The sequence below is a fragment of the Actinomadura meyerae genome (genome assembly GCF_900188445.1).
In the GTDB taxonomy this organism is placed as follows: domain Bacteria; phylum Actinomycetota; class Actinomycetes; order Streptosporangiales; family Streptosporangiaceae; genus Spirillospora; species Spirillospora meyerae.
On record NZ_FZOR01000045.1, the window covers coordinates 40,725 to 56,198 of the forward strand.

At 67.0% G+C, this 15,474-nt stretch carries 19 protein-coding genes; 7 read left to right on the forward strand and 12 right to left on the reverse strand.

The genetic code is table 11. The features are described from left to right. Positions 1 to 88 precede the first annotated feature (88 nt). The gene (locus CHF16_RS32950; protein ID WP_089330081.1) at positions 89 to 658 is read right to left on the reverse strand and encodes a TetR/AcrR family transcriptional regulator; all 570 of its coding nucleotides are present in this window, start codon (positions 656 to 658) and stop codon (positions 89 to 91) included. A 105-nt stretch (positions 659 to 763) separates the two neighbouring features. On the opposite strand from CHF16_RS32950, the gene CHF16_RS32955 reads away from it, so the two are divergent. Continuing rightward, positions 764 to 1,360 (forward strand): dihydrofolate reductase family protein, encoded by a 597-nt coding sequence (locus CHF16_RS32955; protein ID WP_089330082.1) that lies wholly within the window; start codon positions 764 to 766, stop codon positions 1,358 to 1,360. A gap of 227 nt (positions 1,361 to 1,587) precedes the next feature. On the opposite strand, the gene CHF16_RS32960 is transcribed toward CHF16_RS32955, so the two are convergent. From CHF16_RS32960 to CHF16_RS32970, 3 genes are all read right to left on the reverse strand, one after another. Then, the gene (locus tag CHF16_RS32960) at positions 1,588 to 2,478 is read right to left on the reverse strand and encodes a methyltransferase domain-containing protein (RefSeq protein WP_245869645.1); all 891 of its coding nucleotides are present in this window, start codon (positions 2,476 to 2,478) and stop codon (positions 1,588 to 1,590) included. Positions 2,479 to 2,609: 131 nt separating this feature from the next. Then, positions 2,610 to 2,834: a helix-turn-helix domain-containing protein gene (locus CHF16_RS32965; RefSeq protein WP_089330083.1), complete on the reverse strand. Its 225-nt coding sequence runs from the start codon at positions 2,832 to 2,834 to the stop codon at positions 2,610 to 2,612. Beyond that, positions 2,834 to 3,448 (reverse strand): DUF2975 domain-containing protein, encoded by a 615-nt coding sequence (locus tag CHF16_RS32970; protein WP_218826961.1) that lies wholly within the window; start codon positions 3,446 to 3,448, stop codon positions 2,834 to 2,836. Before CHF16_RS32970 ends, CHF16_RS32965 begins: the two co-directional genes overlap by 1 nt. Positions 3,449 to 3,596: 148 nt before the next feature. On the opposite strand from CHF16_RS32970, the gene CHF16_RS32975 reads away from it, so the two are divergent. Then, on the forward strand, positions 3,597 to 4,859 hold the full coding sequence (locus CHF16_RS32975; RefSeq protein WP_143228209.1) for an SMI1/KNR4 family protein: 1,263 nt from the start codon (positions 3,597 to 3,599) through the stop codon (positions 4,857 to 4,859). An 86-nt stretch (positions 4,860 to 4,945) separates the two neighbouring features. Here the strand turns inward: CHF16_RS32975 and thiL are convergent, their stop codons facing one another. Then, positions 4,946 to 6,010, reverse strand: coding sequence for a thiamine-phosphate kinase (gene thiL, locus CHF16_RS32980; protein ID WP_089330119.1), 1,065 nt, complete (start codon positions 6,008 to 6,010; stop codon positions 4,946 to 4,948). 41 nt (positions 6,011 to 6,051) lie between these two features. Then, the gene (locus tag CHF16_RS39820) at positions 6,052 to 6,723 is read right to left on the reverse strand and encodes an HIT family protein (RefSeq protein WP_143228210.1); all 672 of its coding nucleotides are present in this window, start codon (positions 6,721 to 6,723) and stop codon (positions 6,052 to 6,054) included. Positions 6,724 to 6,880: 157 nt separating this feature from the next. Here CHF16_RS39820 and CHF16_RS32990 point away from each other — a divergent pair, with 157 nt between their 5' ends. Then, entirely contained in the window at positions 6,881 to 7,648 is a 768-nt protein-coding gene (locus CHF16_RS32990; RefSeq protein WP_089330087.1) for a hypothetical protein, read from the forward strand. Next, positions 7,641 to 8,270 (forward strand): class I SAM-dependent methyltransferase, encoded by a 630-nt coding sequence (locus CHF16_RS32995; protein ID WP_179271818.1) that lies wholly within the window; start codon positions 7,641 to 7,643, stop codon positions 8,268 to 8,270. Before CHF16_RS32990 ends, CHF16_RS32995 begins: the two co-directional genes overlap by 8 nt. Before the next feature lie 6 nt (positions 8,271 to 8,276). Here CHF16_RS32995 and CHF16_RS33000 read toward each other — a convergent pair whose 3' ends face one another. From CHF16_RS33000 to CHF16_RS33015, 4 genes are all read right to left on the reverse strand, one after another. Continuing rightward, positions 8,277 to 8,786 carry an HIT family protein gene (locus CHF16_RS33000; protein WP_089330089.1) on the reverse strand — a complete coding sequence of 170 codons (510 nt, stop codon included), beginning with the start codon at positions 8,784 to 8,786 and terminating at the stop codon, positions 8,277 to 8,279. Between the two features lie 742 nt (positions 8,787 to 9,528). Further along, positions 9,529 to 9,717 carry a DUF397 domain-containing protein gene (locus CHF16_RS33005; RefSeq protein ID WP_089330090.1) on the reverse strand — a complete coding sequence of 63 codons (189 nt, stop codon included), beginning with the start codon at positions 9,715 to 9,717 and terminating at the stop codon, positions 9,529 to 9,531. Positions 9,718 to 9,843: 126 nt separating this feature from the next. Then, the gene (locus CHF16_RS33010) at positions 9,844 to 10,038 is read right to left on the reverse strand and encodes a DUF397 domain-containing protein (RefSeq protein ID WP_089330091.1); all 195 of its coding nucleotides are present in this window, start codon (positions 10,036 to 10,038) and stop codon (positions 9,844 to 9,846) included. Then, complete coding sequence (locus CHF16_RS33015) at positions 10,029 to 10,829, reverse strand: helix-turn-helix domain-containing protein (RefSeq protein ID WP_089330092.1); 801 nt, start codon at positions 10,827 to 10,829, stop codon at positions 10,029 to 10,031. Before CHF16_RS33015 ends, CHF16_RS33010 begins: the two co-directional genes overlap by 10 nt. Before the next feature lie 135 nt (positions 10,830 to 10,964). Between CHF16_RS33015 and CHF16_RS33020 the strand changes: the two genes are divergently transcribed. The 3 genes from CHF16_RS33020 (at position 10,965) to CHF16_RS33030 (ending at position 13,521) form a co-directional block, all read left to right on the forward strand. After that, complete coding sequence (locus tag CHF16_RS33020; RefSeq protein ID WP_089330093.1) at positions 10,965 to 11,363, forward strand: ATP-binding protein; 399 nt, start codon at positions 10,965 to 10,967, stop codon at positions 11,361 to 11,363. 767 nt (positions 11,364 to 12,130) lie between these two features. Continuing rightward, positions 12,131 to 12,616, forward strand: a complete 486-nt coding sequence (locus CHF16_RS33025) for a hypothetical protein (RefSeq protein WP_143228211.1) — start codon at positions 12,131 to 12,133, stop codon at positions 12,614 to 12,616. Positions 12,617 to 12,897: 281 nt separating this feature from the next. After that, entirely contained in the window at positions 12,898 to 13,521 is a 624-nt protein-coding gene (locus CHF16_RS33030) for a class F sortase (RefSeq protein ID WP_245869648.1), read from the forward strand. Between the two features lie 152 nt (positions 13,522 to 13,673). Here CHF16_RS33030 and CHF16_RS33035 read toward each other — a convergent pair whose 3' ends face one another. Beyond that, a complete protein-coding gene (locus tag CHF16_RS33035) occupies positions 13,674 to 14,555 on the reverse strand; it encodes an alpha/beta hydrolase (protein WP_089330096.1) in 882 nt (293 codons plus the stop codon). Between the two features lie 26 nt (positions 14,556 to 14,581). After that, on the reverse strand, positions 14,582 to 15,403 hold the full coding sequence (locus CHF16_RS33040; RefSeq protein WP_089330097.1) for an MBL fold metallo-hydrolase: 822 nt from the start codon (positions 15,401 to 15,403) through the stop codon (positions 14,582 to 14,584). Positions 15,404 to 15,474 lie beyond the last annotated feature (71 nt).

Genomic DNA, 15,474 nt, shown 5'->3' on the forward strand with positions numbered 1-15,474 from the left:
GCTTTCTGTACACATGCGTGAGACGCAACCTGTTAGCCGGTAGTCGTGGTTTTCGGTCGTCTCCGCATTCCCGGGGGGTTCTGAACGATCAGGGGAGGAGGCGCCTCACCATCTGCTGGATGAGGTCGTCGGTCGAGTAGGGCTCCAGGAGCGCGGGGACGGTCAGGTCGTCCACGATCAGCCCGGCCATGGCGAAGTAGAGCAGGGCGACACCGATGCGGTCGCCCGGCAGGCCCGCGTGCAGGTGGTAGTCGACGACCTCCCGGTGCTCCTCGGTGAGGAACCCGCTGAGCTCGGCGTTCAGGTCGGCGCGGCGGGTGGCCTCCAGGCGCAGCTCCAGCATGGCGAGGTTGCCGGCGCGGTCGCCCCGCATCCGGGCCAGCAACTGGCGCATCAGCTCGGCGACCAGCTCGTGCGACGGCGCCTGCCGCATGGTCTCGGCGAGCGCCTCGGGATCGGGGGTGAGGCGCTCGCGCGTCCGGCGCATCACCTGGGCGAGCAGCTCGTCCCGGTTGGCGAAGTAGTTGGAGGCGGTGCCGGTGGGCACGCCCGCTTCCTTGTCGATCGCGCGCAGCGTCAGGCCGCGCGAGCCCTCCCGGGCCAGGACTTCGATGGCGGCGTCGAGAAGCGCGGTGCGCCGGGCCGGGTTCTTCCGCACGGGGGCCTCCCACCAAGGGACGTTGACACCACTGCAAGTGCAGTACTAAGGTTCAAACCACTTCAAGCACAGTACTACGAACGCAGTGATTGAGAGGGCGTCTCCATGCGAAAGCTCGTCTACTACATCGCCACCACCCTCGACGGCTTCATCGCCGGCCCGGACGGCGCCGACCCCACCGGCCCGGAGGGCTTCTGGCCCATCCCCGCCGACTACCTCGAGCACCTCGTCGCCAACTACCCCGAGACCCTCCCCGGGCCGGCGCGTGCGGCCCTCTCGGTCACCGCCGAGGGCACCCACTTCGACACCGTCCTCGAAGGACGCCGCAGCTTCGAGATCGGCCTGAAGGCCGGGATCCCCGACGCGTACCCGCACCTGCGGCACCTGGTCTTCTCCCGGACCCTCACCGAGAGCCCCGACTCAGCCGTCGAACTCGTCGCCACCGACCCCGCGGAGAAGGTCCGGGAGCTCAAGCGCCAGGACGGCAAGGACATCTGGCTGCTCGGCGGCGGCGAACTCGCCGGCGCCCTGTACGGCGAGATCGACCGCCTCATCCTCAAGGTGGGCCCGCTGACCATCGGCACCGGCATCCCGCTCTTCTCCCGCACGGCCACCTTCGACCCGCGCAACTGGGACCTGACCGACCACACCGTCCTCGCCAGCGGCGCCGCCTTCCTCACCTACGACCGCCCCAGCGAGTAGACCCGGGCGAAGTGGGGTCAGACGACGTCGCCGGGACGGTCCAGCCAGACATGGTCACCGGCGGGTGACACGGTCAGCCCGAAGCGGTCGCGTCCGGGGCTGCGATGAGCGACCCAGTCGAAGTAGGCCGACACCGCCAGATCCCACAGGTGCCGGTCTCCGCCCTGTACGACGTCGAAGGAATCGCGGCCTGGCTCGTAGTGAGCTTCGGCCCACGCGCCCGCGCTTCACAGGCGCAGCGTGTAGGCGCGGCCGTCGTGTGCACCCCTGGCGCACACACCCGGAAGCGCAGCCCCCATCGCCAGGTCGGCACCCGCCGGGGCGTAGCCGATGGTCCGGGGGTCAATATCGGTCGTAGACGGGTCCCCGTGCCGGTCAGAGGCATCCCACTCGGGGTGACGCTGAGACCGCATCAACATGTAGGAGGCGTAGCCGGTGAACCGGCCCACGGCGGTACCGTCCGGCATCACCACGAGCCGCAGTTCGTGGCTGGACCCGAACCCCGGTGCGTAGGGCGTCACGATCACCCCGCCGGGACGGGTTTGCTCCACCCACGCGTACGGCACACGGGCGACCGCGCACGTGGCGTGCACCCGGTCGTAGGGTGCTCCCGGCGCCCAACCGTGCGCGCCGTCCCCCACGATGAGCCGAGGTGCAAGGTCGGCCCGCTTGAGGTTGGCGGAGGCCCGCGCCGAGACGGCCGGATCGACCTCCACGCTGGTGACGTTCGCCGAGCCGACCAGACATGACAGCAGCGCCGCCGTCCAGCCGGTACCGGTGCCCACGTCCAGCACGCGGTGCCCCGGCTCGACGTCCAGCAACTCCAGAAGGGACACGACGGTGCTCGACGCGGACAGCGACGAGGTGAAGCGACCCGCGCCGGTGGCGAGATCGGTCGTGCCGTCGTCGAGCTGGGTGATGATCGCGTCGTCGCCGTAGACCAGATCAAGCCAGCCTTCGGGGTCGGACTCCTTGCTCACCCGGTCGCCGTCGCCCGTCCAGGCCACCGGTGGCGCGAACAGGTGTCGAGGGACGTCATGCAGCGCCGCCCTGACGCGATCCTGCGTCAGCCACCCAGCGGCGGCCAGCCGTCCGACCAACGCCTCGACGCGCTGCATGACGCCTCCCATCAGCCGATCACTTCCCCCGCTTACCGTCGCCCTTGTCGCCCCTTGTCGACCTTGTTCGGCGCGGCCCCGACTCGGTGGCGCGAACAGCTTAGGAAGTCATCGTCCTCGGCCGACGCCTCTTACTGCTTGTCGAAGGTGAGGATGTCGCCGGGCTGGCAGTCGAGTTCGCGGCAGATGGCGCTGAGGGTGGTGAAACGGATGGCCTTGGCGCGCTCGTTCTTGAGGATGGAGAGGTTGACGACGGTCACACCGACGCGCTCGGCGAGTTCGGCCAGGGTGAGGTTCCGTTCGGCCAGGAGGCGGTCGAGGTGGACGCGGATGTGGTGCGGTTCTTCGGGTGGCATCAGACCAGCCCTTGCGTGTCCGCGCGCAGCCGACTGCCCTGGCGGAACGCCTCAGCGGCGGCGGCCGTGAGGAATCCAAGGAGCAGGTAGGAGCCGGAGAGTTCGAAGGTGGTCGGGACCTCGGAGGCAAGTGCGGTGCCTCTGACCAGAAGATGAGTGGTGACGGTGTCGACGAGCGGAACGACGATGGCCATGGACAGGATGGCCACTGCGATCACCGCCAGCCGCCGGGTGTTCTGCGTGACGAAGAGGTCGCCGTCCCGCAGGGTGCGCATCATCCGGAAGAGGAGTCCCAGGATCACCAGCAGCAGAGCCGTCTGAGCGAGTCCGGGAAGGACGAGCAGCAGGCGTTCGGCGAGGTCAGGGTGGGGCAGGCTCAGTTCGGCGGTGTGCGTGCCGCGTAGTCTCACACCGTCTGCGGATGCTGCCTCGGGTACCTGCGTGAGGTCCTCGATGTGGACTTGGCGGGTGTCGGTGGGCGATAGCAGTCCGGTCACGCCCAGGATCGGCACGAGCCCATCGAACAGGCCCACCAGCAGCCAGGCCACACCTACGACCGCTTCCAGGATGCGGCTATCTCCCTTGCTCCACGTCCACCAGCTCGTGTCGCTCACGCCCCCTGGTACCTCACTCATCCCACCTCGTTGCATATCGAATGTCGATAATAACGAGAAACGATATGCCGTCAAGCGGTGGCCGCGACGGCTCGTCGCCGGCCTCGGCTGGAGCGGGGGCACGCCTGCCCCTAGGCTGCGCGGGGTGATGGCCGATTCGGACGACGCACTGCCAGAGCCGCTTTCTGACCGGGAACATCGCGTTATCAGCGAAGCCGGCTTGGCGCTGTTCGCCGGACGCCTGATCCTGGAGGCGCAGCCGCCGATCGACGACGAAGTACTCGGCGCGGTGGCCGAGCACTGCGCAGGGCCGCTCCCCGAGCCGCTCATCGCGCTGTGGCGCACTGCCTTTGGCGGACGCCTGGACTACGACCTGCGCACTGAGCTCGACGGCCAGGACGTCCCGCTGTCGTTCGCGGAGCTGTTCTATCCGGACAGCGACGGTTACCACGACCTGTGGGGCTGGATCGACCACGAATGCGAACTGGCCGAGGAACACCTGCCGGACTGGTCTGGCAGGCTCGTCCACCTGCCGATCGGTGGTTTCGAGTACCTCGAGCGCGTCTACGTGGACACCGCGGCCGGCCCGGACCACGGCACCGTCGTCTGCTGGCGGCAGGGACTGCCAGCCGGATGGGAACTGTCCACCGGTGACCGCACCGGGAGGATCGCGGACGACCTGAGCGCGCTGTTCAGCCGACTCGTCCTGGATCAGGACCCCTGGGAGGCGGAAGTCGACTCGGGCGCAGAGATGCGCGACGCCATCGACGAACTGGAAGACAGCGGCGATGCGGATGCCCGCTCGGCCGCGGCGAAGGTGCGCCGCCTCGTCCAGGCGACCGTGCTCGACTGGCGGGGTGCGCTGGAGGAGGGCACGCTCGCCGGGCAGCGCCGGCTCCGGCGGCTGGCCGTGGAACGGGCGGCGGCCGACGACGATGTGGCGCTGCTCGCGCGCCTGGTGGCGATGGGCTGCGATCCGGCGGAGGAGATCAACAGCGGGCTGAGCCCGCTTGAGGTGGCCCTTCGCCATCGGGCCTTCGAGGTCACCGCGTGGCTGCTCGAACAGAATGTTCCGGTCGAGAACTCCTTGCGGGTCGGCGCGCACGCCGTCGACGTGGACCTTGCCCGGACTCTCCTCGACCGCGGCGCGCCGGTCGACGCGAGCAGCCTGACGCAGGTGTTGCACAACGAGGACCCGGAGGTCGTGCACCTGCTGTCCCGCGCCGTGCGGCCGGACGAGAGGCTCGCCCAGCTCGGCCCGCGGCTGCGGATGCTGGCCGTTCAGGCCGCGCTCGCCGGCGACCGGCTATCGGCCCAATCCGACACGACGGCCGCCGAGCGTGAGCAGCGCCGGTCTTCGGTACTGACAGAACTCGCCGACCGAATCGACACCGACCTCCGCCACACCTGACCGCCCAACCGCGCTGGTGAACATTTGCCACATGGTCGAAAGCTCGCCTGGCTATGCCCGTCGACGTGGCCCGCACCGCGGTCGGCTCAGGTGGCGTGGCGCCAGGGAACGCCGGGAAGCTCTTCCTCCCGGCCGTCCGCGCGCCGCAGCCGTACCTGGCGTTCCTCGGTGGCGTAGCCGATGTCGCAGAAGCCGAGACCGGCGTCCGCGAAGATCTTGGCGAGCTGCGACGCTCCGTCTTCCGCGACGGTGAACACCAGTTGGAAGTCCACCGAGTCGCCCAGGACGACCGAGGTGAGATCACCGTTGGTCAGCCGTGCGACCTCCGCCACGATGTCGGCCACGGGGAGTGCGTTCTCCTCGACCACGAAGCCGACGCCACCGGCGGCAGCCAGCGACTGGACGCCGGCCTTCAAGCCGTCGGAGGTGTCCTGGCAGCTTGTCACCACACCGCTCGTGCTCAGGCAGCGCCCTTCCCGTACGAGCGCTCGGGGACGTCGCCATGCGGATATCAGCGCTTCCTCCTCGGCCGGCGGGAGCTTCGCCGAGCCGCGGTCGAGACCGCCGAAATAGCGCTGTGCGGACGCCGCAATCCCTGTCGGCCCTGTGACGCAGAGGCGGTCCCCCGGGCGGGCACCGGTCCGCAGCAGTGATCCGCCTCGCTCGACGATGCCCAGGGCGGACGCGGACAGGATGATCCTCTCCGCGCTGCCGATATCGCCTCCGACGTTGGGCGTGCCCACCTGCCGACAGGCGTCGCGAATCCCTTCCATGAGAGCCGTGAAGTCGTCGTCCGGCAGTGAGCGCGGGTAACGGACGACCGTCAGAAGCGCGATCGGCAGCGCGCCCATGGCGGCGATATCGCTGAGATTGGCCATCGCCAGGTAGTAGCCGATGTCGTAGTTCGACAGATGACCGAGTTCGTACAGTTGGAATTTCGGCCCGCGAACGTAGTCCGATCCGACGACGATCTCCATGGGGCCGTCGATTTCGAAGACCGCGCAATCGTCTTGGGCGTCGGCTCCCGCGATGAGTTCGGCCTGGACTCCGTCCTGCAGCCGCTGCGACCATCCTGACTGCCCTCCGAACATGGGCGCGACGATGTCGGCCAGTCGCGTCGGCTCGTCGGAGGCGGTGCCGGTGCTCTGCATGGAACCCATCCCATCCTCAACTTCTCGCGGGGTGTCAATGGCTAGGGCAGCGAAAGCCTCCAGCGCGCGGTCTCCTTCATCGTCGCCATTAGGACGTCTTTTCGGACGACGACTGCGTAGTCCCACTCCGGGTCCGGGATGCCCAGAATTCTCCCTGCAACTGATCGCAGATATTGGCGGGGCCTCGCCTGTATCGCAGCGTACACCTGGTGTTCGGCCGTGTCCCCGCAATAGAAGTATGGACGATCGTCATATCCAAACTGTTCTAGATCGGCAAGGCCCCCCAGGGTGGTCGGCGCCAGACCATCCCCCGCCATCAGCGCGTTGACCTCCCTGAACGGAAGGGGGAGCAGGTGAATATGGGCGTGGGTGACGCATGCGGAGCCTTCCATTCCCATTGTTGAGCCATGCTCAAGGAAGACTGGATTGCCGAAACTTGCCGCGTATAGTGGGACAATCCGCTTAAGTGCCGTTGCCACGTCCTCGGCGTGATCGCACATCACGGCACCAAAGCTGACATAGTGAGCGGTCGGTATCAGTAGCAGGTGTCCCCAGGTCAGTGGTGACATATCCGCGAGCAGCGCAAGGGCGCTGCCGCGTCCGATGATCCTCCCCGGCGGGGATCCGCTGTAGATGCGGCGGAAGGTGACGTCCTCGGCCCCGGCGAGCTCTTGACAGAAATCGGACCCGGCACAAGAGTCTCGTTCGGTCACGGATCACCTCGACCGCAATTCGGGCTGACCTATTTGTTTTATCTGACTGACCAAAATATGGCCCCGCGAAGCTGATAGCCATATTGTTACTCGTCCCGGGTATGGTCTGGCAAGGGCGCGGCGGGATTGCAGTGTGCCGAACGGGGATGAGCGGCAGATGAAGATGGCGGCAGCGCGTACCGTAGATCGCTCAATCGTGCTGGCGGCAACGGTGCTGCTCGCCGGCAAGCAGTACGGCTTCCCTTCGGCCGAGCTGTGGAAAGATGTCGAGCGGGAATACTCGTACATCTTGATCGTCTTGATCTTGACCGCCGGGTTCTTCGGTGTCGTCTCCCCTTGCGAGTCATGGTCTCAACGTCTCCGCGTCGAGCGCCGGCTGGTCATGCGCAGGCATGTCCTCACCGCCTTCGGGCAACTGGTCGAAGTTTGCAGGTCGGTGACGCCCGAGATCGCGGTGAGCGATCCAGGGCTGCACATCTGGCAACGGAAACGCAATCACCGGCATCCGCTTCGCGGTGAGCTTACGCGCGTGGCCACTTACCGCCTTGGCGCGTCACCCGCGACTCGCAGGATTCGTCCGACACCGGGTGTCGGCGTTGTGGGACTATGTTGGAAGCTCGATCAGGAAGTAAGCGTTGATGTGGCGAGGCTCGCCCGAGACCTGGTCGACGAGGCCACATTTTCCTCATATCGGGCACAGGAAGGCGCGGATTCCGTCATGGGGTTCGGCTGGGAGGAGTTTCAGCGCTACCGTCATCGCGGTGCGGTCTTCGCCACGCCGATCAGAAACGGTCGTTCCGGGTTCGCGGGCTGCGTCAGCTTCGATGTATCGCATGGTCATGATGCCCTCGATGAGCAGCGCATCTGGCATATCCTCAACGCATTGAGCTTCGTGGTCGGGGAGGATGGGTTCGAAAATGTCTGAGGTGGACGAAATCACTCGTCAGACCTGCGGCTGCTACGACGCCAACGCGAGCTCCTATGGTGAAGCCTCCGAGGACTACGCCAGGTTTCCCGGACTACGCACGGAGGTCGCCGACTTCGCGCGGCTCGCTCCTCATCACATGCCCGTCCTCGACCTTGGATGCGGCGGTGGCCGAGACACCCGGCTGCTGGCATCGCTCGGCCGTACGGTCATCGCCGGTGACTACGCCCCGGCCATGCTCGAATGGGCTCGTAGCCGATCCCGTGAGGAGGGGCGAACGCTCGGCTACCTGCGGTTGAACGCCTTGGCGCTCCCACTCCGGGACGGGTCGGTGGCCGGGGTGTGGGCGTCGGGAAGCCTGCTCCACATCCCATCCGCCGGGATGGAACGCGCGCTGGCGGAGGTTCACCGCGTACTTGTCCCGAGCGGTATCGCGGCGATAAGCATGCGCGCCGGCGACGGGGAGGGCTGGAAGGAGGGCGGATCGCTGGACGGGCGGCGGTGGTTCACGTTCGTCGATCCGGACGCGTTCGCGGGCCGCCTGGAGGCGGCGGGATTCACCGACGTCCGAATCCGCTTCGCCGGCCGTGCCGGCTGGTTCATCGCGGTCGGGACACGATAGCCCGCATCATTGCCAGGCGTCCGGGTCGGAGTTGGGCGCGGCCCGGCGAATGCCTCCGCGAGGATCATCGACATCGCCATGGTGTCGGGGGATCAGGTGGATGTGCAAATGGTCGATGCTCCGCCCCGCCGCCTTGCCGTCGTTGATACCGATCGTGTACGCCTCGGGGAAGTACTTCTTGTCGATGAGGTCCCGTGCCGCGCGCATCAGGCTGTAGGCGCTGAGGATTTCTTGGCCGTCTAGTTCGAAGAACGAGACGACATGCCTTCTTGGCACTATTTCGACGTGTCCGGGATTGGCGGGAAAGTTGTCGAAGCGCGCATAGAATAAATCATTTTCGCAGAGGATCCTGTTGAGTGATGGGTCATCCGGTTGACAGAAGAGGCAGTCGGTCGCGACCTCGAGAGGTCGGGGTCGGGGTTTGGTCTCCTCAAGTTCACGGCGTCCTATGAGGAGGTCGATCAGGCGTCGAAGTCCTCTGCCCGGCTCTTCTCCCGACGTATGCCCGATGAGCATGGTGCTTCGGTTCTCCCCTGTCGCCGAAAATGTATGGGTATGCGCAAGGCCGGTGATCAAATGCTTGGCGGAGTACGCACGGTCAGACTTCGCAGATGTTAGCGGCTGGGATGGCCGCATGAAGGTGAATGGTCACAGGAGTCATCGGGGTCACGGTAGATCCTGACGTTGGACTATGTAACAAATGTCTTATCCGCCCACTAGAACACGTTACGACTCTGGTGTTTCGGACTGCAAGGTTTTCGCTGCGTGAAATAGCGGCCGTTTGAGTGTTCGGTCGGTGACGGCCGGTCGGTGCATCTGCGTCGTACGTGGTCAGAGATGCATACGTGCTCGTCTACGGTGGCAGCGCTTCGTGCTCGGGAGATCCCGAGTCTGGGGTCGGCCCAGTCAGAGTGTCGGCCCAGCCGCAGGGCGTCGTTGGCGTCCAGAGCGGAGGCCAAGCCTCTGCCGGACCGTGCGCCGGTCGGCCCTCGCCTGGTCAGCGGACGTCAGACGGAGGCCGCGCCAGGCGGTCGCCGCAGCTGGAGGCGCGGGCATGACTCCACGCATCGGCGTAGCACGGCAGCTAGCGGGCGCGGAGGCACAGGTGGCGGGTGGCGCCGGCTTGGCCCGGGTGCTGTCGAGACAGCGGACGGATGTAAACCGTGCCCAGGGAGAGGTGTGCGGCGGTCGTCCGCGCCAGGGGGACGGGACGACTCGCCGCTCGCTTGGGGTGGGTGGGGAGACTGGTGCCGAGGGTTCAGTGTGTGTGGGTGGCGGACTGGACGGCCGTCCGCAGGGCCGCGCGGGTCAGGAGGAGGACGGGGCCGTCCGGGTCCTTGCTATCCCGCACCGCCACCACGCCGGCCGCGTCCGCCAACTCGACGCAGTTGCCGCCGTTGGGGCCGCTGTGGCTGCTCTTGCGCCACTTTGCGTTTGTCAGGTCCATCTCTCCTCGATGACCTTTCGGATCAGTTACCTGGCATGTCCCATCTGGTACGGTCCGGCGGTTGTCCGCGCCAGGGGGACGGGACGACTCGCCGCTCGCTTGGGTGGGGAGACTGGTGCCGGAGGTTCAGTGTGTGTGGGTGGCGGACTGGACGGCCGTCCGCAGGGCCGCGCGGGTCAGGAGGAGGACGGGGCCGTCCGGGTTCTTGCTGTCCCGCACCGCCACCAGCGACGCACCGGCTACATCCGCCAGCTCGACGCACTCACCGCCGTTGTTCAGGCTCCGGGTCGCCTTCCGCCACTTGGCCTTGTTCAGGTCCATCGTTCTTCGGCCACCTTCCTAATGAGGTCGCGCGACATGTTGCCTGGAAGCGCCCTGTTGCGCAGATCAGCCAGGACGCGCGACGCCGCTGCCAGGTCTGCGGGGTCATCAGTCGTGAGCCCTCGTATAGCCGTTTCCACATAGGCTACCTGGCTCATGTCGGCCATCGTAGCGATCACGAAGCTGCTGCCGTTTCCTCCGTGCTCACCACTGCTGAGCACCACTTGAACTGTCACGTTGGGGTGCTCGCTCAGTGCGAGTAGGTGCTCCAGTTGCTCTCTCATCGTCTCGGAGGTACCGACCTGCCGGTGGAGCGCCTGCTCGTCGACCAGAAAGGTGATCGTTGGGGCGTTCTCCTTGTCGATGATCTTCTGTCGTTCGAGTCGGGCGGCAACCGCCTCTTCTTTGCCGTCCAGGATCGCGGTCGCGTAGGACGGGGACTGTGCCATACCGGCTATCACGCAGAGCTGGTAGTAGATCAGCTCGATCGCGTCACCCTCTATTTGGGGGAAGTCGAACCAGATGGGGACCGGGTGACCGTCCTTGTTCAGGTCCTCCCACAGGCTGATCAGTGCTCCGTCAGCCTCCAGGAAGTCATCTACGATCTCCACGAATGATCGACTTGCGCGTCTCTTGCCCGTCTCGATCCGGCTGACCTGTGCACCGCTCAGGTTCGTCAGTTTTGCGATGGTTTCCTGCTTGGCGCCCTTTGCCTCCCGCATCCGGCGCAGTTGGCGACCGAATGCGACGAGGGCGGGGGACTCTCGGGGCCGCTGACGACGTGGAGGCATGGCTCTTACCTCTCTTTGACATTTGCCCGCCTGGCCACCGTCTTGCCAACGTCAGCCAAGCTGAACGGGTAAGCAAATTTTAGCTGGGTTAGTGGCTCACTGTGTGCTGTACGCCACACACAGTGAGGAGAGGTCATGGGTCAGGGCGCGCCGGAGAACGAGATGGTGGTGAAGCGGGACCTGAAGGCGGTCGCGGAGGTGCGGCGCTTCGTGCGGCTCGTCACGGGCCAGTGGGGCATGGACGACTTCGTGCCGTGCCTGGTGGCCAGCGAACTGGTCACCAACGCCTTGCAGCACGCGGCATCCGAGACCGACGAGGACGTGATCCTGCGGTTGCACCGCACCGAGGACGACGCCCTGTGGATGGAGGTCCAGGACGCCGCACACGACCTTCCGCACATGCTGGCGGCCGACACGTCCAGCGAGACGGGCCGCGGCCTGTTCATCGTCGACCAGTACGCCCGCTGCTGGGGTATCCGCGCCCTGGCGGCCAACGCCGGCAAGGTCGTCTTCGCGGTCATTGACCGCACCTGAAGACCAGCGGAGGGGCGTTCCTCCCGTCCGCCCCTCCGCTATCTACTGGACGCCTTCCTTCCGGCACTCGTGCTCATGGGGTCGGGCGTGCGACCACTGGACATCGTGCGAGGCGACGTACGCGCACGCGCCTCTTCACGGGGGCCGAGGTTCGTCGGACGCGGCGGAGTCCGCGTCCACCTGCGGAGGGTTATGGGGACGTGGGGAGGCGGATGTTGAGCGCTTCCTCGTTTCGAAGAAGACTGAGTGAGCCCCCGCTCCCCGAATGCGCACCCTTCAATACGAGAGAGGGAGACGGTCGTGGTATAGGCCAATTCTTGGTTCGTCAGAGCCTCATGAATATGCGCGCATCCTCGGAGTCTTTTCCAGTACCAAGCCCGCTACGGCCGCGAGGTTTCAGCTCGCCTCATCGCCTCTCTCCACGCCGCCCGTCGCGTGCAGGGGGATCTCTCCACTGCCATAGCCGCCTCGGCGCGATCACCGCCGGGACGACTCCAACCTGGTCCTACACCGCGCGTTCGCATCACTGGGAAGTCCGAAATATCTAAGTGTGACCGAAAGAATAGAGATGTCGCTATTGCCCTACGTGATCAGTTTGCTTATTCGAGACCTACCAGAGGTGGGCCTTTCATGATGCCCACCGATGACTGTTCCCGTTATTTGCAACCAGAGTGACATGTGTCGCATCCCTCCGGGCAGCGTGATCGAGAAAAGCGATTGCCGGGCATCTCCGGCAAACGTCGAGATCACTGTTCGAGGGAGAAAGAATGAGGAGTAGTGCGCGTACCGGTCTGGCGGTCGCGGTGGCCGGGGCGGCGAGCGGCCTGACTCTGCTGGGCGGCGGTGCCGCCGCCGCGGCGGCGGTTTCCAGCGCATCGCCCGACAAGCCCACCGCCGGCGACCTCTGCCGTTACGAGGTCATCGCGCGGGACGGGCTCAGGGTTCGCGAGACGCCGCGGGGCAAGATAATCCCGCCGGCGCTGAAGTACGGCACGCGCGTCATCGCGGACTGCACGCCGACCCACGGCGGCTGGGTCGAGCTGCACGGGGGCGTGCCGGTGTCGCAGCGCCACGGCTCGGTCTTCGCGAAGTACCTGAAGCGGCTCGGGCCCGCCGGCGGCGTCTCGGCCGGTGGCGGTGGCACCTCCGTGGGGGCGAACTGGACGCTGGCAGGTGCCGGCATCGGCGCGCTCGTCCTCGGCGGGGGTGTCGTGATCTCCGCGCGGCGCCGCCAGGTGAGGAACCTCGCCTGAGGTGTGGAGCGAACCGTTCGGCGGTCGGCCCGGCCACCCAGGGTGGTGGCCGGCCGCCGAGCCGCGGTGCCGCCGGGCTCGGGGACGTCATCAGGCTGGGGGACGAATGAGAAGAGAACGTGCACCCGGCAGGGTGCTCGCGGTGGCGGGGGCCGCAAACGGGCTGACGCCGCGTCGCGCCGGACGGCGGGTTCGCTCCATTACGAAGGGTCTCGGCTGAGCTCATGAAGCATGCCAAGCCAAGAAGCCGATCGGTCCATCTGCGGTACTGGCTGGCCGCAGTGATCATCTCGACGGGCGTCGTCCTGTGCGTCGTCGGGTTCCGGCTGACCGGCCCGGACGCACCACCGCAACCGCCCGCGCCGGTCGCGGGCATGCCCGAGGTCCCGGCCCCGAGCCCGAAGCAGGCGCTTCCCCCATCCGTCCCGAAACGGATCAGGATCCCGTCCATCAAGGTCGACGCGCCGGTCATCCCGGTCGACGTCCAGCCGGACGGGTCGCTCGGGGTGCCGCCGCTGAGCCGCGTCGACGAGGTCGGCTGGTACAGGGCCGGACCGACGCCGGGCGAGAACGGCCGCAGCGTCCTGGTCGGACATGTCGACTCCAAGAAGGAGCCGGGTGTCTTCTACAGCCTCGGCGGGATTCGCCAGGGAAGCCGGATCGACGTCGTCCGCAAGGACGGCACGGCAGCGGCCTTCCGTGTCGACGGGATCAAGCGCGTCCCCAAGGACAGGTTCCCGACCGAGAGCGTCTACGGAGACCAAGGCGCGCCGGAACTGCGTCTCATCACCTGCGGCGGCACCTTCGACAGCAAGCGAGGCCACTATGAGGACAACATCATCGTCTACGCGTCCCTGATCCCCGACTCCCAGAACGCCGGGAAGGAACCAGGGCCGCTCGGCTGACGAACCCCCATCTCACCAAGGCGAGGCGGCGGACGCTCAGGTGACCGTGCGGCCCGGGAAAAGGGACGCGGCGGGCGGGCCGATGGCGTCCTCTCCGGGAGCGACCAGTGCCCGCCGCCGACTTCGAACGGGGTGCTCACCGTTTCCGGTCGTCAGGCGCTGAGGTTGCGGTGGAGGAAGTCGGCCGTTGCCTGGGCGGCCTGGCTGACGTGCGGTTCTCTGTCGTAGAGGTCGATGTGCTGATCGACGTCCATCCACAGGATCTCCTTGTCACCGGGCTTGCGCTCGTACAGCTCCCGAGCCAGCTCGGGCGAGCAGTAGGCGTCGGTCTTTCCGTGGACGAGCAGCAGCGGGGTGGCGGCAAGGAGGTCCGCCGCGCCGAGAGCGTCGAAGGTCATGAGGGAGTGGAGCGATCCCCTGGTGACTTCGTTGCGCCAGTACGGTGAGGCGGACCGGGCGGTGCCGTAGTAGGCGTATGGCTCATCGCCCGGCATTGCGGCCTCGCCGTCACCGGTGGCCACGGCGGGTATGTACTCGTCGTACCGGTCCAGGAAGCCGCCGAGTGCGGAGCGGTAGGCGTCGATGCCCATGCTCTGGGCGATCTGGGCCGGGCTGTTGTAGGCCCCCGCGATCCCTGCCACGGCCTTCACGCGGGAGTCGGTGGCGGCGGCCCGCACCGCGTAGCCGCCGCCGAGGCAGATACCGACCACTCCGATCCGGGCCGGATGCACCTCGGGCCGGCGGGCCAGCACGCCGACCGCGGCCCTCAGGTCGGCCAGTTTCCCTTGAACATCCTCGTGTTGACGGTGTCCGGCGCTTTCCCCGAAGCCCCGGTGGTCGAAAGCGAGCGTGACGAGTCCGGCCTGGGCGAGGAGCTCGGCGTAGGTGCCGAGGACTTGCTCTTTCACCCCGGTGAAGGGGCCGGTGAGCGCGACGGCGGGTCGCGGATCGTCGGTGTCCGGAAGCCGGAGCTCGCCTACCAGCTCGATGCCTTCGCTGCTGAAGGTGACTCGTTCGGCTTTGACGGCTGTCATGAGTTCTCCCGTGTGTTGATCCTCGATCAGGCGGCGAGTTCGGCGGCGACGGCGTCCGCGCCCAGGCCGACCAGCCAGTCCAGGGGCGCCTCCGGCAGGAAACGGGTCATGATCTGCGTCAGCTCCCGTTTCTGCGCCTCGCTCAGACTCGGCGCACCGGCCGCCAAACGTCCCACCGCCTCGCGGAACATCAGCAGGTACTGCCGCTGCCGGGTCAGCAGGCCGAGATCGCCGGGTGCGCCGTGTCCCGGATACAGCGGCACACCGGCCAGTTCGTCCACCAGCCGATCGAGCGTCCCCAGCCACGCACCGGAGTGCCCGTCCGCGGTGTAGGAGTGGACGCCGTCGAAGGCCAGGTCACCGATGAAGGCTTTCCGCTTCTGACCGGCCTCGACGAGGAGATAGGAGTCGGCATGGCTCTCGGCGGCCCCGACGTCGTGCACATGGACGCGCAGCCCGGCGACCTCGACGGTGCCGCCGCCGTCCAGCAGGCGGTCCGGCACCCGGAACCGGTCCGGCCACTCGTCGCCGTAGACGGGCCGCCACTGCTCCCGCTTGGCGACGGCGGTCTGCTCGATCGTCTTGGCGACCGGCGCCGTCGCGTAGACCGGCACATCATCGTCGACCACGTACGGCAGCCCGTTGAAATGATCCGGATGGGGATGCGTCACGAATGCCGCCACCAGCGGCTTGCGCAACGCCGCGACCCGTGCCGCCAGTGCCCGCGCGTCGGATACCAGCAGCCCGGCGTCGACGAGCACGACGCCGTCGTCCGTCTCCAGCAGATAGCTGTTGACGAAGATCCCGGGCTCTGCCGCCGTGTACGTATGGACCTTAAGCTCTGTCATGCCTGGGACACTAAGCGCCCTGATCTTGGACCGGCCAGAAGGCACTTCGAAGTGCCCATCCACACGGGAGA

Bases quoted from the DNA above. Each gene is read 5' to 3' on its own strand.
- CHF16_RS32955 (WP_089330082.1), top strand. From the start codon at position 764: ATGCGAAAGCTCGTCTACTACATCGCCACCACCCTCGACGGCTTCATC.
- CHF16_RS32960 (WP_245869645.1), bottom strand. From the start codon at position 2,478: ATGCAGCGCGTCGAGGCGTTGGTCGGACGGCTGGCCGCCGCTGGGTGG.
- CHF16_RS32965 (WP_089330083.1), bottom strand. From the start codon at position 2,834: ATGCCACCCGAAGAACCGCACCACATCCGCGTCCACCTCGACCGCCTC.
- CHF16_RS32975 (WP_143228209.1), top strand. From the start codon at position 3,597: ATGGCCGATTCGGACGACGCACTGCCAGAGCCGCTTTCTGACCGGGAA.
- thiL (WP_089330119.1), bottom strand. From the start codon at position 6,010: ATGCAGAGCACCGGCACCGCCTCCGACGAGCCGACGCGACTGGCCGAC.
- CHF16_RS32990 (WP_089330087.1), top strand. From the start codon at position 6,881: ATGAAGATGGCGGCAGCGCGTACCGTAGATCGCTCAATCGTGCTGGCG.
- CHF16_RS32995 (WP_179271818.1), top strand. From the start codon at position 7,641: ATGTCTGAGGTGGACGAAATCACTCGTCAGACCTGCGGCTGCTACGAC.
- CHF16_RS33000 (WP_089330089.1), bottom strand. From the start codon at position 8,786: ATGCTCATCGGGCATACGTCGGGAGAAGAGCCGGGCAGAGGACTTCGA.
- CHF16_RS33005 (WP_089330090.1), bottom strand. From the start codon at position 9,717: ATGGACCTGACAAACGCAAAGTGGCGCAAGAGCAGCCACAGCGGCCCC.
- CHF16_RS33010 (WP_089330091.1), bottom strand. From the start codon at position 10,038: ATGGACCTGAACAAGGCCAAGTGGCGGAAGGCGACCCGGAGCCTGAAC.
- CHF16_RS33015 (WP_089330092.1), bottom strand. From the start codon at position 10,829: ATGCCTCCACGTCGTCAGCGGCCCCGAGAGTCCCCCGCCCTCGTCGCA.
- CHF16_RS33020 (WP_089330093.1), top strand. From the start codon at position 10,965: ATGGGTCAGGGCGCGCCGGAGAACGAGATGGTGGTGAAGCGGGACCTG.
- CHF16_RS33025 (WP_143228211.1), top strand. From the start codon at position 12,131: ATGAGGAGTAGTGCGCGTACCGGTCTGGCGGTCGCGGTGGCCGGGGCG.
- CHF16_RS33035 (WP_089330096.1), bottom strand. From the start codon at position 14,555: ATGACAGCCGTCAAAGCCGAACGAGTCACCTTCAGCAGCGAAGGCATC.
- CHF16_RS33040 (WP_089330097.1), bottom strand. From the start codon at position 15,403: ATGACAGAGCTTAAGGTCCATACGTACACGGCGGCAGAGCCCGGGATC.